This window comes from Pseudomonas sp. GW821-FHT07F01, assembly GCF_059418825.1.
The window spans coordinates 440,974-455,282 of record NZ_JBWKQO010000001.1; the positions used below are offsets into that span (position 1 = coordinate 440,974).

15 protein-coding genes are annotated in these 14,309 nt (G+C 64.6%); 5 read left to right on the forward strand and 10 right to left on the reverse strand.

The features are described from left to right. Positions 1–204 precede the first annotated feature (204 nt). Both AC07R1_RS02060 and AC07R1_RS02065 read right to left on the reverse strand, forming a co-directional pair. Positions 205–870, reverse strand: a complete 666-nt coding sequence (locus tag AC07R1_RS02060) for a suppressor of fused domain protein (protein WP_077933892.1) — start codon at positions 868–870, stop codon at positions 205–207. Between the two features lie 51 nt (positions 871–921). After that, complete coding sequence (locus AC07R1_RS02065) at positions 922–1,671, reverse strand: SIR2 family NAD-dependent protein deacylase (protein ID WP_072452334.1); 750 nt, start codon at positions 1,669–1,671, stop codon at positions 922–924. Positions 1,672–1,853: 182 nt separating this feature from the next. Between AC07R1_RS02065 and AC07R1_RS02070 the strand changes: the two genes are divergently transcribed. After that, positions 1,854–2,258 carry a response regulator gene (locus AC07R1_RS02070; protein ID WP_011060751.1) on the forward strand — a complete coding sequence of 135 codons (405 nt, stop codon included), beginning with the start codon at positions 1,854–1,856 and terminating at the stop codon, positions 2,256–2,258. Between the two features lie 33 nt (positions 2,259–2,291). Here the strand turns inward: AC07R1_RS02070 and AC07R1_RS02075 are convergent, their stop codons facing one another. Continuing rightward, positions 2,292–3,161: an isocitrate lyase/PEP mutase family protein gene (locus AC07R1_RS02075; RefSeq protein ID WP_011060752.1), complete on the reverse strand. Its 870-nt coding sequence runs from the start codon at positions 3,159–3,161 to the stop codon at positions 2,292–2,294. A gap of 437 nt (positions 3,162–3,598) precedes the next feature. Between AC07R1_RS02075 and AC07R1_RS02080 the strand changes: the two genes are divergently transcribed. Then, positions 3,599–4,726: a saccharopine dehydrogenase family protein gene (locus tag AC07R1_RS02080; protein ID WP_495110043.1), complete on the forward strand. Its 1,128-nt coding sequence runs from the start codon at positions 3,599–3,601 to the stop codon at positions 4,724–4,726. A gap of 7 nt (positions 4,727–4,733) precedes the next feature. Here the strand turns inward: AC07R1_RS02080 and AC07R1_RS02085 are convergent, their stop codons facing one another. The 3 genes from AC07R1_RS02085 to AC07R1_RS02095 all read right to left on the reverse strand — a co-directional run bounded on the left by AC07R1_RS02085 (position 4,734) and on the right by AC07R1_RS02095 (position 8,117). Continuing rightward, positions 4,734–6,059, reverse strand: a complete 1,326-nt coding sequence (locus AC07R1_RS02085) for a YncE family protein (RefSeq protein ID WP_103408011.1) — start codon at positions 6,057–6,059, stop codon at positions 4,734–4,736. Between the two features lie 117 nt (positions 6,060–6,176). Continuing rightward, complete coding sequence (locus AC07R1_RS02090) at positions 6,177–7,124, reverse strand: sensor domain-containing diguanylate cyclase (protein ID WP_011060755.1); 948 nt, start codon at positions 7,122–7,124, stop codon at positions 6,177–6,179. A gap of 3 nt (positions 7,125–7,127) precedes the next feature. Continuing rightward, a complete protein-coding gene (locus AC07R1_RS02095; protein ID WP_011060756.1) occupies positions 7,128–8,117 on the reverse strand; it encodes a response regulator in 990 nt (329 codons plus the stop codon). Between the two features lie 797 nt (positions 8,118–8,914). On the opposite strand from AC07R1_RS02095, the gene AC07R1_RS02100 reads away from it, so the two are divergent. After that, a complete protein-coding gene (locus AC07R1_RS02100; protein ID WP_011060757.1) occupies positions 8,915–9,451 on the forward strand; it encodes a DUF4174 domain-containing protein in 537 nt (178 codons plus the stop codon). 75 nt (positions 9,452–9,526) lie between these two features. On the opposite strand, the gene AC07R1_RS02105 is transcribed toward AC07R1_RS02100, so the two are convergent. Further along, the gene (locus tag AC07R1_RS02105) at positions 9,527–10,702 is read right to left on the reverse strand and encodes an aspartate aminotransferase family protein (RefSeq protein ID WP_495110044.1); all 1,176 of its coding nucleotides are present in this window, start codon (positions 10,700–10,702) and stop codon (positions 9,527–9,529) included. A gap of 100 nt (positions 10,703–10,802) precedes the next feature. On the opposite strand from AC07R1_RS02105, the gene AC07R1_RS02110 reads away from it, so the two are divergent. After that, positions 10,803–11,750: a LysR family transcriptional regulator gene (locus AC07R1_RS02110; RefSeq protein WP_019094420.1), complete on the forward strand. Its 948-nt coding sequence runs from the start codon at positions 10,803–10,805 to the stop codon at positions 11,748–11,750. On the opposite strand, the gene AC07R1_RS02115 is transcribed toward AC07R1_RS02110, so the two are convergent. Genes AC07R1_RS02115 through AC07R1_RS02125 form a run of 3 tightly spaced genes read right to left on the reverse strand, consistent with a single transcriptional unit; the run spans position 11,702 to position 13,471 of the window. Then, positions 11,702–12,208, reverse strand: coding sequence for an NUDIX hydrolase (locus tag AC07R1_RS02115; RefSeq protein WP_019094419.1), 507 nt, complete (start codon positions 12,206–12,208; stop codon positions 11,702–11,704). The genes AC07R1_RS02110 and AC07R1_RS02115 overlap by 49 nt on opposite strands. Positions 12,209–12,216: 8 nt before the next feature. Continuing rightward, positions 12,217–12,924: an NUDIX hydrolase gene (locus tag AC07R1_RS02120; RefSeq protein WP_011060761.1), complete on the reverse strand. Its 708-nt coding sequence runs from the start codon at positions 12,922–12,924 to the stop codon at positions 12,217–12,219. A gap of 1 nt (position 12,925) precedes the next feature. Further along, positions 12,926–13,471, reverse strand: coding sequence for an adenylyltransferase/cytidyltransferase family protein (locus tag AC07R1_RS02125; RefSeq protein WP_019094417.1), 546 nt, complete (start codon positions 13,469–13,471; stop codon positions 12,926–12,928). 184 nt (positions 13,472–13,655) lie between these two features. Between AC07R1_RS02125 and AC07R1_RS02130 the strand changes: the two genes are divergently transcribed. Next, positions 13,656–14,303 carry a nicotinamidase gene (locus AC07R1_RS02130; protein ID WP_495110045.1) on the forward strand — a complete coding sequence of 216 codons (648 nt, stop codon included), beginning with the start codon at positions 13,656–13,658 and terminating at the stop codon, positions 14,301–14,303. The last annotated feature ends 6 nt before the right edge of the window (positions 14,304–14,309 follow it).

Here is a 14,309-nt window from a genome sequence, read left to right on the forward strand (position 1 = left end):
CGCCACCGCACCATGCGCGGCCAGTGGCGAAAAAATAGCGGGGCAGTGAACAGAGCCACCGGTACGGGGCTTGGTTTCCAGCGGCAGGGCAAGAAAGCAAACGTCGTCGCGAGATTGTTCGCTGCTTGAATCTACCTCATGCGGGCCCGCCGTGGCGGGAAAAATGACGATCCGCCCTGGTCGTGGCGGATTTTTCACCGGCCTTCAGCACAGGCTGGCTCGGGTCGGGTCCAGCACCGGCGCTGCCCCGGCCAGGGCAAGGCGCTCCATCAGGGCCGGGTAGCCCTCGGACTGGCCCCAGGCGTGTTCGGCCAGGGTCAGGCCGATGATCTGCAGAAATCCGAAGCGCCCGCTCAGCAATTGCCGGGGGCCGGCAAAACCCGGCGCGGGGATGAACAGCAGTGCCTGCAACAGGCTGTCGCCGCCATTGATCGGCTCGCCGGTACGCATGCGGTCCCATTCGCCCAACGGCGGCTGCTCGCCAAAACGGCCGGCGGCCAGCAGCAATTGGTAGGCGCAGAAATTGCGTAACAGGCGCAGGGCCCAGGGTGATTGTTCGCGGGTTTCCAGCAGCAGTTCGTGGCCCATGCCGGATTCGCCATCGGCATCGGGCCGGGCATCTTCCCAGGCATTGGACAGACCCGAAGTGACGTACAGCCAACTGCTGCGACCGGCATTGGGCGGTGACTCGAAGACCCCGTGGGTGAGCCAGCGCGGATCGACGTCGTGCTGGCCAAAGACCTGGCTGAACAGCGCCATGTCCAGGGGATAGATGCCCGGGCCCAGTGCGCCGAACAGCGCCGGGTAGATCTGTTCTTCACGTTGCGCCCAGGCGGCTTCGAGCCATGAAGAGTCGGGGGATTGCGGCATGTGAAAGCGTCCTTGAACAGAAGCGGCGGCCCGGCTTGAGCCACCAGGGAATCAGGCAAAGGCCTGGCGCAATAGTTCCGGCAGCAACTGCCCGGCCTTGCCCTCCAGGCTGTATTCCTCGGCGCCGGTGCAAGCCTGGGGCTGGGGGTTGATATGCACCACGCAGGCGCCGTGCTGCAGCGCCAGTTGGGGAATTCGCGCCGCCGGCTGGACCAGCCCGGAGGTGCCCACCGACAGCAGCAGGTCGCATGCTTCGGCGGCGTTGAAGGCGGCCTTGAGGGTCGCCTGGGGCAGGGGTTCGCCGAACCACACCACCCCGGGGCGGATCTTGCCGTTGCAACCGGTGCAGCGCGGCGGCTCCAGGCTGGCGCCCTGTTCCGGCAAGTTCGGCAAGGGCAGTTGGCCCTTGAACGGGCGGTTGCAGGCAAAGCACTTGGGGGTGTGCAGGCTGCCGTGCAAGTGCAGCACCGAGGGGCTGCCGGCGCGTTCGTGCAGGTCGTCGACGTTCTGGGTGATCAGGGTCAGGCGCGGCACCCGCCGGGCCAGTTCGGCCAGGGCCAGATGGGCTGGATTGGGCTGGGCCTGGAGCACTTTCTGGCGTCGCCATTCATACCAGCCCCAGACCAGCGCCGGGTCTTCGCGAAAGGCTTGCACGGTGGCCAGGCGCGCCGGGTCGAAGTGTTCCCACAGGCCGGTCAGGGCGTCACGAAAGGTCGGGATGCCGCTTTCCGCCGAGACCCCGGCACCGCTGAATACCACCACATGCCGGGCCTGGGCCAGGCGCTTGGGATCGAACTGCATGGTTGAAGATGTTCCTGCCGTGGGTGAAAGAACGGGGCGCCCGCTTCCGCGTGCGGATCGGACCGGTACTAAAAACGCGCCGGCCTTGCAGCGTAAATGAATTTATCGTCAAGGCGCCGCTCATAACTCTTGTCAGCGGTCCTGTGTGTAGCCGCCTCAATCCGTCAGGGAGTGTCACCCTCATGAACCCAGCCACGCCAGTCAATCCCGGCGCCCAATCCCGTTTGATCCTGGTGGTGGAGGATGAGCCGACGGTGCTGGAGTTTCTCTGCGAGATCCTGCAGGACGAAGGGTTTGCCACCCAGGCGATGGACAGCGCGGATCGGGCCTGGGAATTCCTGCAGGAACAGGCCGCGGACGTGGCCCTGCTGCTGACCGATATCACCATGCCCGGCACCCTCAATGGCGCGAGCCTGAGCAATTTGTGCGGCGAGCGCTGGCCGCAGTTGCCGATCGTGGTCATGTCGGGTTTCGAGACCCCCGAGAGTTCCGGGGTGCGTTATCCGGTGTCCTTCATCCGCAAGCCCTGGACCATCGGGCAGATCCTCGACTGCGTGGAAGGCGCGCTGAAATCGGCCCAGGGTTGAGGCGTGGCGCCTCACCCCGGCCAATCGCCGGTGTTACTCCTTGACGCTCATGAACTCCTTGGCCCAGACGATGTACTCCTCGGGCTGGGTGTAGGTGTGGGCCAGTTCGGTGGCGCTCAGGTCCGACGCCTGGGTGAAGATCTGCCGCTGCTCGCGCAGGCAGTCGTAGGTGGCCTTGATCGCGGCGAAGTAGGCGGCATGACCGTCCACGGCGATCTTCACGCCCAGCTCGGCCAGGCGCGCATCGTCCCGTAGCGCCGGGTTGCCGTAGGTCACCAGCATCAGCGGCACGCTCAGGTGCTCGGAGATCTGTTCCAGCTGTTCGAAATCACGGATGCCCACCATGCAGATGGCGTCGGCGCCGGCACGCTCGTACTGCTGGGTACGGCTGATGATTTCCTGCACCGGAAGGATGCCGGCGTTGGTCCGGGCGATGATCGCCAGTTCCGGATCAACCCGGGCTTCCAGGGCGGCGCGGATCTTGCCGACGCCTTCGGCCACCGAGATGAGGTCGGTGGATTTGCGCCCGAACTGGGCCGGCAGCAGGGTGTCTTCGATGGTCAGCGCGGCAATGCCGGCGCGTTCCAGTTCGACCACGGTGCGCATCACGTTCAGCGCGTTGCCATAGCCGTGGTCGGCGTCGGCGATGACCGGCAACTGCGCCACGCGGCCGATGCGGGTGGCCTGTTCGGCGAATTCACTGAGGGTGATCAGGGCGAAGTCGGGGGCCGCCAGCACTTGCAGCGAGGCCACCGAGCCGCCGAGGATGCCCACTTCGAAACCCAGGTCGGCGGCGATACGGGCAGACATCGGGTCGAATACGGAAGCGGTGTGGTAGCAGGAGTTGGAAGCGATCAGTTCACGGAAACCGCGGCGCAAATCTTGATGGGAAAGCCTGGACATAACAGCTCCGAGATAGGATCGAGAGATCGACCTTGAGGTCGAGTCAAATTTTGCAATCAGTTCCCTTGGCGAGCCGGGGAAAGAGCGGCTCACAGCGAAACGTTAGTTGGGCAGATGAAGATGAAACAAGGTGGGTAGCAAGGCGTCTTTATCCCGTTCGGTTGCGCGAACCGACGGGTTTATTATGCGAGGCCGACATAGCAGGACGAGGCTATCACGCTCCAGGGCCGTAGATGATGAGGATTTTGCATAGCATTATGCCGGACCGGCATTGGCATTTTTTTTCTAACTGAATATTACAAGCACTTGCCAGGGGCGTTTCGGGGGCATGTCGAAGGTGGGCGGGGGCTTGTCGAGCGCTGGCAAATCCACCAAGCTGCCGCGCCTCGAATGGCAGCGTTCACGCTGCGCAACGGCTTAGTTCAAGGATGCAGGCAATGGCGCTCAGGGTGTTGGTGGTGGGTGGTTATGGCAATTTCGGCAGCATCGTCTGCCGCTATCTGATCCATACCCCTGGGGTGCATCTGCTGATTTCGGGGCGCGACCCGCACAAGCTCGCGGCCAAGGTTCAGGCCTTGCAGGCTGAAGGCGGGCAGCCCTGCGAAGGCTGGTGCGGCGATGCCATGGGGCCGCAATGGGTGCCGGCGCTCAAGGCCCTTAAGGTGCACTGGGTGATCCATACCGGCGGGCCGTTCCAGGGCCAGTCCTACGCGGTGGCCCGGGGCTGCATCGAGGCCGGGGTCAACTACTGCGACCTGGCCGACTGTCGCCAGTTCGTGCGCGGCATTGGCACGCTGGATGAGGCCGCCCGGGCCGCCGGGGTGACGCTGCTCAGCGGCTGCAGCTCGGTACCGACCCTGTCGGCGGCGATGATCGATGAACACCGTGAGCGTTTTTCCCGCATCGAGCGCATCGAGCACGGCATTTCCTCCTCGGCGAAGATGCCCGGCCTGTCCACCATCCAGGGCGTGCTGGCCTATGCCGGCAAACCCATCCTGCAACTCAAGGACGGCCGGCCGCATCCGGTGATCGGCTGGCAGGGCCTGACCCTGCGCAAGCTGCCCAGGCTGGGCACGCGGCTGGTGGCCAATGTCGATGTGCCGGACCTGGATCTGTTCGCCGAGCGCTACGGTGCCCACACCCTGAGCTTCCAGGCCGGCGCCGGGCTGAAGATCGCCGGGTTGGCCAATGCGCTGCTGGCCCAGGCGGTGAAGCTCGGCCTGGTGCGCGACCCGGCGCCCTGGGCGGCGCGCCTGCATCGCTGCGGCACCTGGTTCGAAGGTTTCGGAGATGGGCTCAGTGCCCTGTACATCGACGTGTACGGCCTGGGCCAGGACGGCCAGCCACTGTCGATGAGCGTGCAGCTCACCGCAACCCATGACCACGGGCCGGAGATTCCCAGCTGCGCGGCGGTGGCGGTGGTGCACAAGCTGCTCGCCGGCCACGTGCCGGCCCCGGGGGCCCGGTCCAGTGCCGGCGAGGTCAGCGTGGAGGAGTACCTGCGGGCGATCGACGATCCGGATCACCTGCAACTGCAAGTGAGTTTCTCGCGCCCGCCGGTTTAACCCCCGGTCACCACAGCAGCGGCTTGGCGAAGTCTTTCCAGAACAGCCAGCGCTGCACTTCAAGGTGCTCGCCGGTGCCGATCTGCCAATCCGGGCGTCCGGCGTCCAGGTCAAGCTTGACGATGATCCCGGCATAGGTGGCGGCCACCAGGGTCTTGCCATCGGGGCTGATGTCCATGGCGGTGAGGGTCGAGCCGATATAGTGCTGCCAGCGTTCCTCGCCGTTTTCGCTGAAGGCCCGCAGATAGCCGTAGGCGTCGCCGATGATGAATTCGTCGCCCCGTGATGCCGCGGCATACACCCGGGCGCCTTCCTGCAGCACCGGGGTGCGCGCATCGTCACTGTAGAAGTCGGTGCTCAGCCCTGGCAGGTCGGCCACCGCCACTCCCACGCTGGCGCCGCCATAGAAGTGGCAGGCGTTGAGCAGCAGGCGATCGCCGCGCTGGTTGAAATGGGCGAAATGCGGGTACTCGCTGGCGGGGCCGATCTGCGCTACCCGTTGCAACCTTGCATCGAACACCAGGTGCGAGCTGCTTTGCTCGCCCACGGCGATCCACTGGCCATCGGGCGACACCGCGCCATGCTCCATGCTCAGGCCGATGCCCAGGTCCTCGGGGGCGACGCCGTCGGCCAGTTCTTGCTGCAGGTCTTCCAGGCTCGGCAGCAGGCGCGTGGCGCCCTCGGCCTGCAGGACGAAGATGCCGTCGGAACTCACCAGCAGTACCCGGCGCCCGTCGGGGAAGGGAATCAGGCTGCTGGGGCGAGGGCGCCCGGTGTCTTCAAGCGCCACCCCCGCCGGCAGGTTCGCGTGGGGATCGGGCCAGGCAAAACTTGCCACCTCTGGCCCGTTCCAGCCGTCGGTGAGCTGGATGCCGTCAGCCCGGGCCCAAGCGAAATAGCGCCGCTGGGGGCACATGCCGAAGCCTTCCACCTGCTCCAGGGTCTGGATCCTTGCGTCGTCGATATGCACCACCTCGCCAGCCTCGTAAGGTGCGCCGATGCGCGCCAGCAGGCTGCCGTCCGGCAACAGGGCCAGGGTCGGAATCATCCGTCCCTGGCTTTCCAGGCGTGGCGACAATGGGAAGTGCGCCGGCGGCCAGTCCTGGCGGAATGCCTGGCGCCGGGCTGCGTCGTAGGGCTCCTGGTTGCTCGCTTCCAGGGCCGCCTGCCAGTCTGGCAGCAGGTGCTCGGTATCGGGCAAGTGCGGTTCCTTCAAGCCCTTCCAGCCGTCGCGGTTGCCGGTCTCGACATAGCGATTGATGTCGCGGGCATAGGTCAGCACGGCTTGCTGCCATTGCTCTTGCGGGGAGTGGTTCGAATTCGACTGGGACATGCGCGCAGGACTCCTTGTGGCGCTGGGAAAGGCGTAGCAGACCGGGGGATGGACCGGAAAAGCGCGCAGTTTATCCCTCGGGAGCGAGTTTTTTTCAGGTTTTTCCAGTGCTGCCGTTCAAGGCGCGTAGGTACTGACCCGGTTGCGCCCGGCGCGCTTGGAGGCGTACAGCGCCTGGTCGGCCCACTCGATCAGGCAGCGATGATCCCGGGCCGGACGGTCGAGGCAGGCGATGCCCAGGCTGATGGTGAAGGCGATGGCCTGGCCGTTGTGGATCACCTCCTGCTCTTCCACCGACTGGCGCAAGCGCTCGGCCAGGGTGCGGGCCCCGGCAAGGTCGGTGTGGGGCAGGAGAATGGCGAACTCCTCGCCGCCATAGCGCCCGGCCACGTCGCTGTCGCGCACATGCTGGTGGATCAGCTCGGAGACGCGCTTGATCACTGCATCGCCGGCCTGGTGTCCGTGACGGTCGTTGATCGACTTGAAATGATCGATGTCCAGCATCAGCAGGGCGATGCTGCTGCCGTGGCGGCTGTATTCGAACTGCAGGCGCTGTTCCCAGTGGCCGCGGTTGTAGAGCTGGGTCAGGTGGTCGGTGCGCGACAGGTGCTGCAACTGCTGGTTGGCCTTCTGCAAGGCCAGGCTGTTGATTGCCACGTCGGTCAGGTCGTAGATCACCAGGCAGACGTGGTGGATCTCGCTGTTGGAGGAACGCAGCGGCAGCAGGGTGGTGTTCTGGTACATGAACTCGCCCTGGCCGGTGATCGGCTGGTAGTTGTTGAAATGCACCAGGTACGGCCGCTGCTTCCAGATGGTGAAGGCCGGCGTGCCGAGGGCCACCACGCGCCCCACCTTGCGGGTGAACCAGGGGCGCTCGACCTCGGGGAACAGCTCGAAGAACGACTGGTCGATGGCCTGCTTGGAGGGCACCCCGGAGCGGTTCTCCATGAAGCTGTTCCACACCTGGACCCGGCACTCCAGGTCGAGCACGACGATACCCACGTCGATGCTCTGGACCACCGCCAGCAACCAGTGCAATTCACTGAAATCCATTCTCTTGGGCATGGCTCAACTCATCAGGTAGGCGAGCTTCTGTTCCAGCAAGGCCATGGAGCCTTCGGTGAACAACAGCAACAGGTCGAAGTGGATGTTCTGTTCTTCCAGGCTGTAGCTGATCTCCACCGCCTGGGTCTTTTTCCAGCGCTGCTGGTTGAGCACGATCAGCTCGTCGATGGTGGTGTGTTCCCCCAGTACCTGGGGATGGCCCACGGAAAAGAACACGTCCAGCTGGTCGGCGATGCTGCTCAGGCAGGCGCCGATCAGCACGCTGGAGAGGTCGATCAGCACTTCCATTTCCTGGTAGGGGTCGGTGCCTTGCTCTATCAACTGGGCGATGTCGGCCACTTCGGAGTCGTAGAACATCAGCAAGGCTTCGCCGGCGATGCCGCTGCCGATGTAGCTCTGGCAGATGGCGGTCAGTTGCCGGGCGCGGTTGGCATCGGCCAGGAGCATCTGCAACTCGCCGGCTTCCAGCACATTGACGTGGGGAATCGGCAGGTGCACGAAGACATCCAGGACCTTGGCGATCAGCGCCGCGGCGTAGCCCATGGAAACGTTGACGGTTTCCCGGAAGGCGTCGCGAAAGGTCACCACCGGTGCTGGCGAAGGGGCTGCCAGTGGCTTGGCGTCAGTGCTGTCCAGCAGTTGCAGTTCGTTGAGCAGGGCGCGCAGTTGCTGCGGGTCGAAGGGCTTCTTGAGGAAGGCCCGTGCGCCCAGCTCGCGGGTGCGGCGCACGGCTTCTTCTTGAATGTCGCCAGAGATGACAATGATCTGCGCCTCGATGCCTTCTTCCTGCACCGCACTCAAGACCTGGTAGCCGTCCATCACGGGCATGGTCAGGTCCAGCAGCGCCACCTTGCCCAGCCCGCGGCGCAGGGCTTCCAGGCCTTCGCGCCCGTTGCAGGCCTGGGTCACGGACACCCGCCACTCGCTGGGCAAGGTCCGCAGCACCTGCTTGCGGGCCATGCTCGAGTCATCGCAGATGAGGAGGGGGATCATCGGTATCGGACGCTCATTCGAAAAAACCCGTAAGGGATAGTGTTCGGTAATAGGGCGAGTTGCCGCTTTATAGTTGTGCCGTATCGGGCTGTCCGTGCCGCGCCGCACTATAGTTCCCTCGGCAATAAAAGAACAAGTAGTGATGGCTTCGGTTATTTGCTCCAGATCATTGTCTGCTGCAATTCAAGCAGGCCTGGGCATGTAACTTAGAGTTGTTGCAGGGCAGCAGTTAAAAGGCCGCGGCGGCCCGTGGCGTGGGCTGTGGCAAAAATCTGAGAGGCCTCTGTAAGCCTTGATATAGACAGATTTTTCTATCGGGGTAGGAGATTCGCGCCTGTTTTCTGACGTTTGAAAAATGACACTTTAGGCATAAGTTTAAAACTTTCGGAATCTTCTTGTTGATTGTTGCCGGAGGTTCTGCGAGTGGTTCGTTTCAATGGTTGTTAAGAGCGCTGGAGTTGTGTGGGTTGAATGTGTCGTGCAGCGGTTCTTATAAACAACCCAGGGCCGCTGTTGTATTGATTCGAATATTAAAGAACGGGCGCAAGGCTGTTGGAACGAGTGCTGCAGGGGCGTCGTTGTCGGGCTGCGCTCCTGCTGCATATGCAACAAAACCTTACCGCGAACCTGGTTGTGCCGACCGCTCGAAGGGCGCCAGCCCCGGTCGTGCGCGGCCTGTGGCAAGCCGACGACCAGCGCGGCGCCGTGGGCAAAAAAATGTCAGATTTTGAGTCCCGGCCTGGACCTTTTCCCGCAATGCGCAATCATTACTGCGTGGAAAACATAAGGAGAGACGCATGTTCATTCGGTCATTGACCTTCGCTACTCTGCTCGCTGTTGCCGGCCCTGTCCTGGCGGCCGACAACGACGGCCCATTGACCCAGGACCTGGGCAAGTCACGGCCACTGATCGTGATTGCCCCCAGCACCGTGGACCCGACCCTGGTGAGCCTGAAGAAGTCCCTGGAAGAGCCGGCCACCCGTCAAGCCTTCAACGAACGCAACATGGTCCTGTACACGGTGATCAACACCATCGGCCAGCGCGATGGCAAGGACATCGACCCGCAATCCACCATGGCCCTGATCCGCAGCCTCAAGCTGGGCGCCGGGGCGCAGACCAAGGTGATCCTGGTGGGCAAGGACGGCGAGAAGAAGCTGGAGCACTCCGGGGCCATCGAGCTCAAGGAAGTCTTCAGTGCCGTCGACCAGTTGCCGGCGGCGGAGAAACAGGCCGCAGCGCCGGCTCCGGCCCCCGAGCCGGAGGCCAAGCCGGCCAATGCCAAGGCCGGCAAGGCGGCCAAGCCCGCCGCAGCGCCCAAGGCGCTGGACGACTGAAGCCCATGGGCGGAGGCCGGGGCAGGCGCTGACCGCCCCGGTGCCTGCCGACTGCATTGCCCCGCCTCGCCCAGGCTAGAGCGCCTCCAGGGTCTGACGCAGCCCATCGACGATCATCTCCACTTCCTGCCCATTGATCACCAAGGGTGGCAGCAGGCGGATGGTGGTGCCCCGGGTGACATTGATCAGCAGCCCGTGGTCACGGGCGGCGACCTGCACCAGCTCTCGGGCCGGCTGTCGCAGTTCGATACCCACCATCAGCCCCAGTCCGCGAATCTCCCGCACCGCCGGATGCACCGCCAGTTCCTCGCGCAGCCGCCGCAGCAGTTGGGCACCGCGCTGTTCGGCGTTGGCCAGCAACTGCTGGTCCTCGATGACGTCCAGTACGGTGCAGGCCGCGCGGCAGGCCAGGGGGTTGCCGCCGAAAGTGCTGCCGTGGCTGCCCGGGGTAAACAGCTGGGCAGCCTTGCCCCGGGCCAGGCAGGCGCCGATGGGAATGCCGTTGCCCAGGCCCTTGGCCAGGGTCATCACATCCGGCACCACGTCTTCGTGCTGGCAGGCAAACCAGCGCCCGGTGCGGCCGATGCCGCTCTGGATCTCGTCGAGCATCAACAGCCAGTTGCGCCGGGTGCACAGCTCGCGCACGGCCTTGAGGTAGCCGGGTGGGGCCAGCTGGATGCCACTTTCCCCCTGGATCGGCTCCATCAATACGGCACAGATGCGTGGAGCATGCTCGGCGACGGCCGATTCCAGGGCGACCAGATCGCCGAAGCGCACCTTGAGAAAACCGCCTGGCAACTGGCCGTAGCCCAGGCGCACTGCCGGGCCGTCGCTGGCGGCCAGGGTGGCCAGGGTCCGGCCATGAAAGGCGTTTTCCATGACCACCACCAGGGGCTGCTCGATGCCTTTGTGCCAGGCGTGCAGGCGTGCCAGCTTGAGGGCGGTCTCGTTGGCCTCGGCCCCGGAATTGTTGAAGAACGCCCGGTCCATGCCGCTCAACCGGGTCAGCTTGGCGGCCAGTTGCTGCTGCCAGTGGATGTCGTAGAGGTTGGAGCTGTGCAGCAGCAGGCCGGCCTGTTCGCTGATGGCGCCGACCAGCCGTGGGTGGCTGTGGCCGATACCGGTCACCGCGACCCCGGCGATGGCGTCCAGGTACTCTCGCCCGGCCTGGTCCCAGAGACGGCTGCCCAGGCCTTTGCAGAAGCTCAGCGCGAGGGGTTGGTAGGTGCTCATCAGGCAGGCGGCGGTCATGGCGGGCGGCTCCATCTTGGGGGTGTGCTATCAGTATCGTTAGCCACCCAGGCTAGATAAACTCGCTATTTCTTTAATCATCTTGAAGTCAGGATTGATAATGGATCTGTTCCAGGCAATGTCGGTGTACGTCAAGGTGGTGGAGGCGGGGAACATGACCGCCGCGGCCCGGGAGTGCGGCATGTCCACCACCATGGTGGGCAATCACCTGCGGGCCCTGGAGCAGCGCCTCGGGGTGCGTCTGCTCAACCGCACGACACGGCGCCAGCGGCTTACCGATTTTGGCCGTGACTACTACCAGCGCTGCCTGGCGGTGCTGGGGCTGGTGGCGGATTCCGAGCGCCTGGCGGAGCAGGCCCAGGGCGAACCCACCGGCACCTTGCGCATCACCGCACCCCTGACCTTCGGCACCGAACGCCTGGCGCCAGCGCTGGACGAGTTCCGCCAGCGCTGCCCCCAGGTCAAGGTCGAGCTGACCCTGGCCAACCAGCGCTTCGACCTGACCGATGGCACCTTCGATGTGGCGGTGCGCCTGGGCAACCTGGACAACGCCTCGCTGATTGCCCGGCGCCTGCAGGACTACACCCTGACGATCTGCGCTGCGCCGGAGTATCTGGAGCGCTGCGGCACGCCCCAGGTCCCCGAGGACCTGCAGCGGCACAACTGTCTGGCATTTGCCTACCCGGCCGGTGATGAGTGGAGCGCCACCGCCACCCTGTGGCCGTTGCGCGGGCCTGAAGGCGATGTGCAGATTCCGGTGTCGGGGTCATTGCTGGCCAACACCTCGTCCGGCTTGCATCGTGCGGCGCGGGGTGGCCTGGGGCTGGTGATGATGCCCGATGCGCTGGTGGAGGAAGACCTGCAGCAGGGCCGGCTGGTGCCGGTGCTGCAGGACTATCAGTTGCCCTTTCGGACGATGCACCTGCTCTATGCCCAGGACCGCTATCGCCTGCCCAAGCTGCGCAGCTTTGTCGACTTTGCCCTGGAGAAATGGGGGCGTCAGGCCGACTCGCTGGCCAGCAGCATCATCGCTGCCGACAGCGTGTGACCATCGGTGATCTGGCCGGCGGCGATCATTGCCAGCAACTCCTGGCGGCTGGCCCACAGCACATGGTCCACTTCGCCATCGGTGGCGGCGGCCTGCTGCTCGGCGATCTGCACCTGGCACACCGCCACGGCGCTGGCGATCAGCGAAGTGTTGCTGTGCAGCAGCCCCAGCTGGCGTACCTCTGAGGCTTGCCAGCCGGTTTCCTCCAGCAGTTCCCGGGCCGCCGCGTCGCAGGCGCTTTCCCCGACATCGATGGCGCCCCGGGGAAACTCGATGGACTGGCCGCCGATGGCCCGGCGCCGCAGGTTGACCAGCATCAGTCGGCCATCGGCCAGGGTCGGCACGGCCACGACGCCGTTCACCGCCTGGGCTTCCTTGATGATGAAGTAGCCGTTCTCACGGACCACCTTGAAGTACGGGGTTTCCAGCAGGCACTGGGTGTCGGGGGTGGAACTCATGGGGGCTATCACTCCAGGAAACAACGATCGAACAAATACAGCTCGGCGGGCTTGAGCTGCTCCACGGTGGCCTGAGGCCGGCCGCCGTCGCCGCTCTTCTTGCGCCCGGTGTCGCGCAGGTAGCCGGCCTCGCTCATCTTCAGCAGGCGCTGGCGGATGCTGGTCTTGAGCACCGGACGCTGCAGCACCAGGGAGAAGATGCTCACCGCCTCGGGGGCGCTGAACTCGTTGCCGAGAAACATCAGCGGCAGGCTGCTGTACAGGGATTTGGAAAACAGCCGCTCGTGCACCTGGGCTACCAGGGCGTTGTGGTCGAAGGGCAGCTTGAAGGCACCGCTGGCCACCTCGCCGAGGGCGAAGAAGCCCTGTTGCGCGGCGGGCTCCACCGGCTCGCTGAGGATCCCCAGGTAGAAGGTCGAGGACGACCAGCAGCGCGGGTCGCGAAAGGCGTCGCCCACCGTGCCCACCTGTTCCAGCCAGGCCAGGGGCATGTCCACCTTGCTCGAACGGCGCAGGCGTTCCACCGCGTCATTCAGGCTGCGGTCTTCGACGTCGCCGTTGACCACGATGCCCGGCAGCGCCCAGTGCCCGGCGAAGGGCTCGGCATCCCGTTGATGGAGGAGGATCTGCAGCTCGCCGCGTTCGCGGTGATAGCGCAGCAGGCACAGGTCGATGGTGTGCAGGTAGGCGCTGGGGAGGGTGGTGCGGTCGTGCATATCAACTTCCGTGGACGGCGTAGAGGCCGTAGTTTAGCGGATTCATTCCCGGAGCCAGCCATTGCCTGGGCGGCGTTTCGCCACGGGCCAGGCATTGGCGCAACACGCTGCTGCGCACCCCGGGCTGCTCTTCGATGCAGAGGACGGAAAAGCGCCGCAGCAGTTCCTCGCCGCGATGGAACCTGGGCAACTGGCGCGCCACGTCTTCGCCCACCACCAGGGCGATGCGTTTGCCGTCCAGGGCCAGGTCGTCGGCCAGGCGTTGCAACAGGGTGAAGCTGTAGACCGGGCCCGGGTCGGCCAGGGCCAGTTGCCGTTCCAGGCGGCTGACCGCCAGCTCGGCGTCGCACTCTGGCTGCAGGTGCGCGGTGATTGTCTGCAACCAGCTGGCGCGCTGCTCGAAGTCGGCCATGCGCTTGCCGTCCGGGTGGCGGAAGCTGGGCACTACCAGTACCCGGCGGGCATGGCGGGCGGCTTCGAGCATCACCTGGGCGTGCCCGGCGTGGGGCGGGTTGAAGGCGCCGCCATAGAGGGCCAGTTCAAACATCTGCTTTTCCTTGTTAGGTACATGACGTGTACATTAGCATCGCTTTTGTCGGCGGAGAATCTTCTTTTTCAGCTTATTTGTTCGGTTTGATTGAAGTCCGATTGAGAAAAATAAAATCCAAGGAGGGCTTGTCATGAAAGTACATGACATGTACTTTGTGCTCCATGCAGAGGAGAGACCCAGCATGAACAGCCAAACGATGAAGACCGCTTCCTTCGATGTCGATGCGCAAAAGAGCTTTACCCCGCTGTGCCCGGACGAGTTGCCCGTGACCGAAGGCGATCGCATCGGCGGCGAGCTGAATTTCATGGCGACCCTCGCCAGCCTGCGTATCGGCAGCAAGGACGCCCACAGCCCCCAGGCTCCCTGGGTGGTGGCCGGGCACGACCAGATGCTCCAGCCCACGGGCCTTGAACATGCTGATCTGACCTGGGTCAGCCACTGCGTTCCGGGCACTGAAGGCTTCACCCTTTTGGACGAACTGCCTGCGCCCTATGACTACGACTACTTCGTGTGGAAGGGCGTGGAGCCGGACCTGCACCCCTATGGCGCCTGCTACCACGACCTGCACGGCAAGCTGTCCACCGGGGTCATCGAGTACCTCAAGGGCCAGGGCGTACAGCAAGTCATAGTCGGCGGCCTGGCGTTGGATTTCTGCGTCAAGACCACTGCCCTGCAACTGGCCGCTGCCGGTTTCAAGGTGCTCATCCACCTGCCGGCGTGCCGGGCCATCAGCGCCGAGGGCGCTACCCAGGCCATCGCCGACATGCAACAAGCGGGCATCACGGTTGCCGCGACCCGCGAAGAAACCGCCAGATTGGCCAAGGCTTGAGGAGTC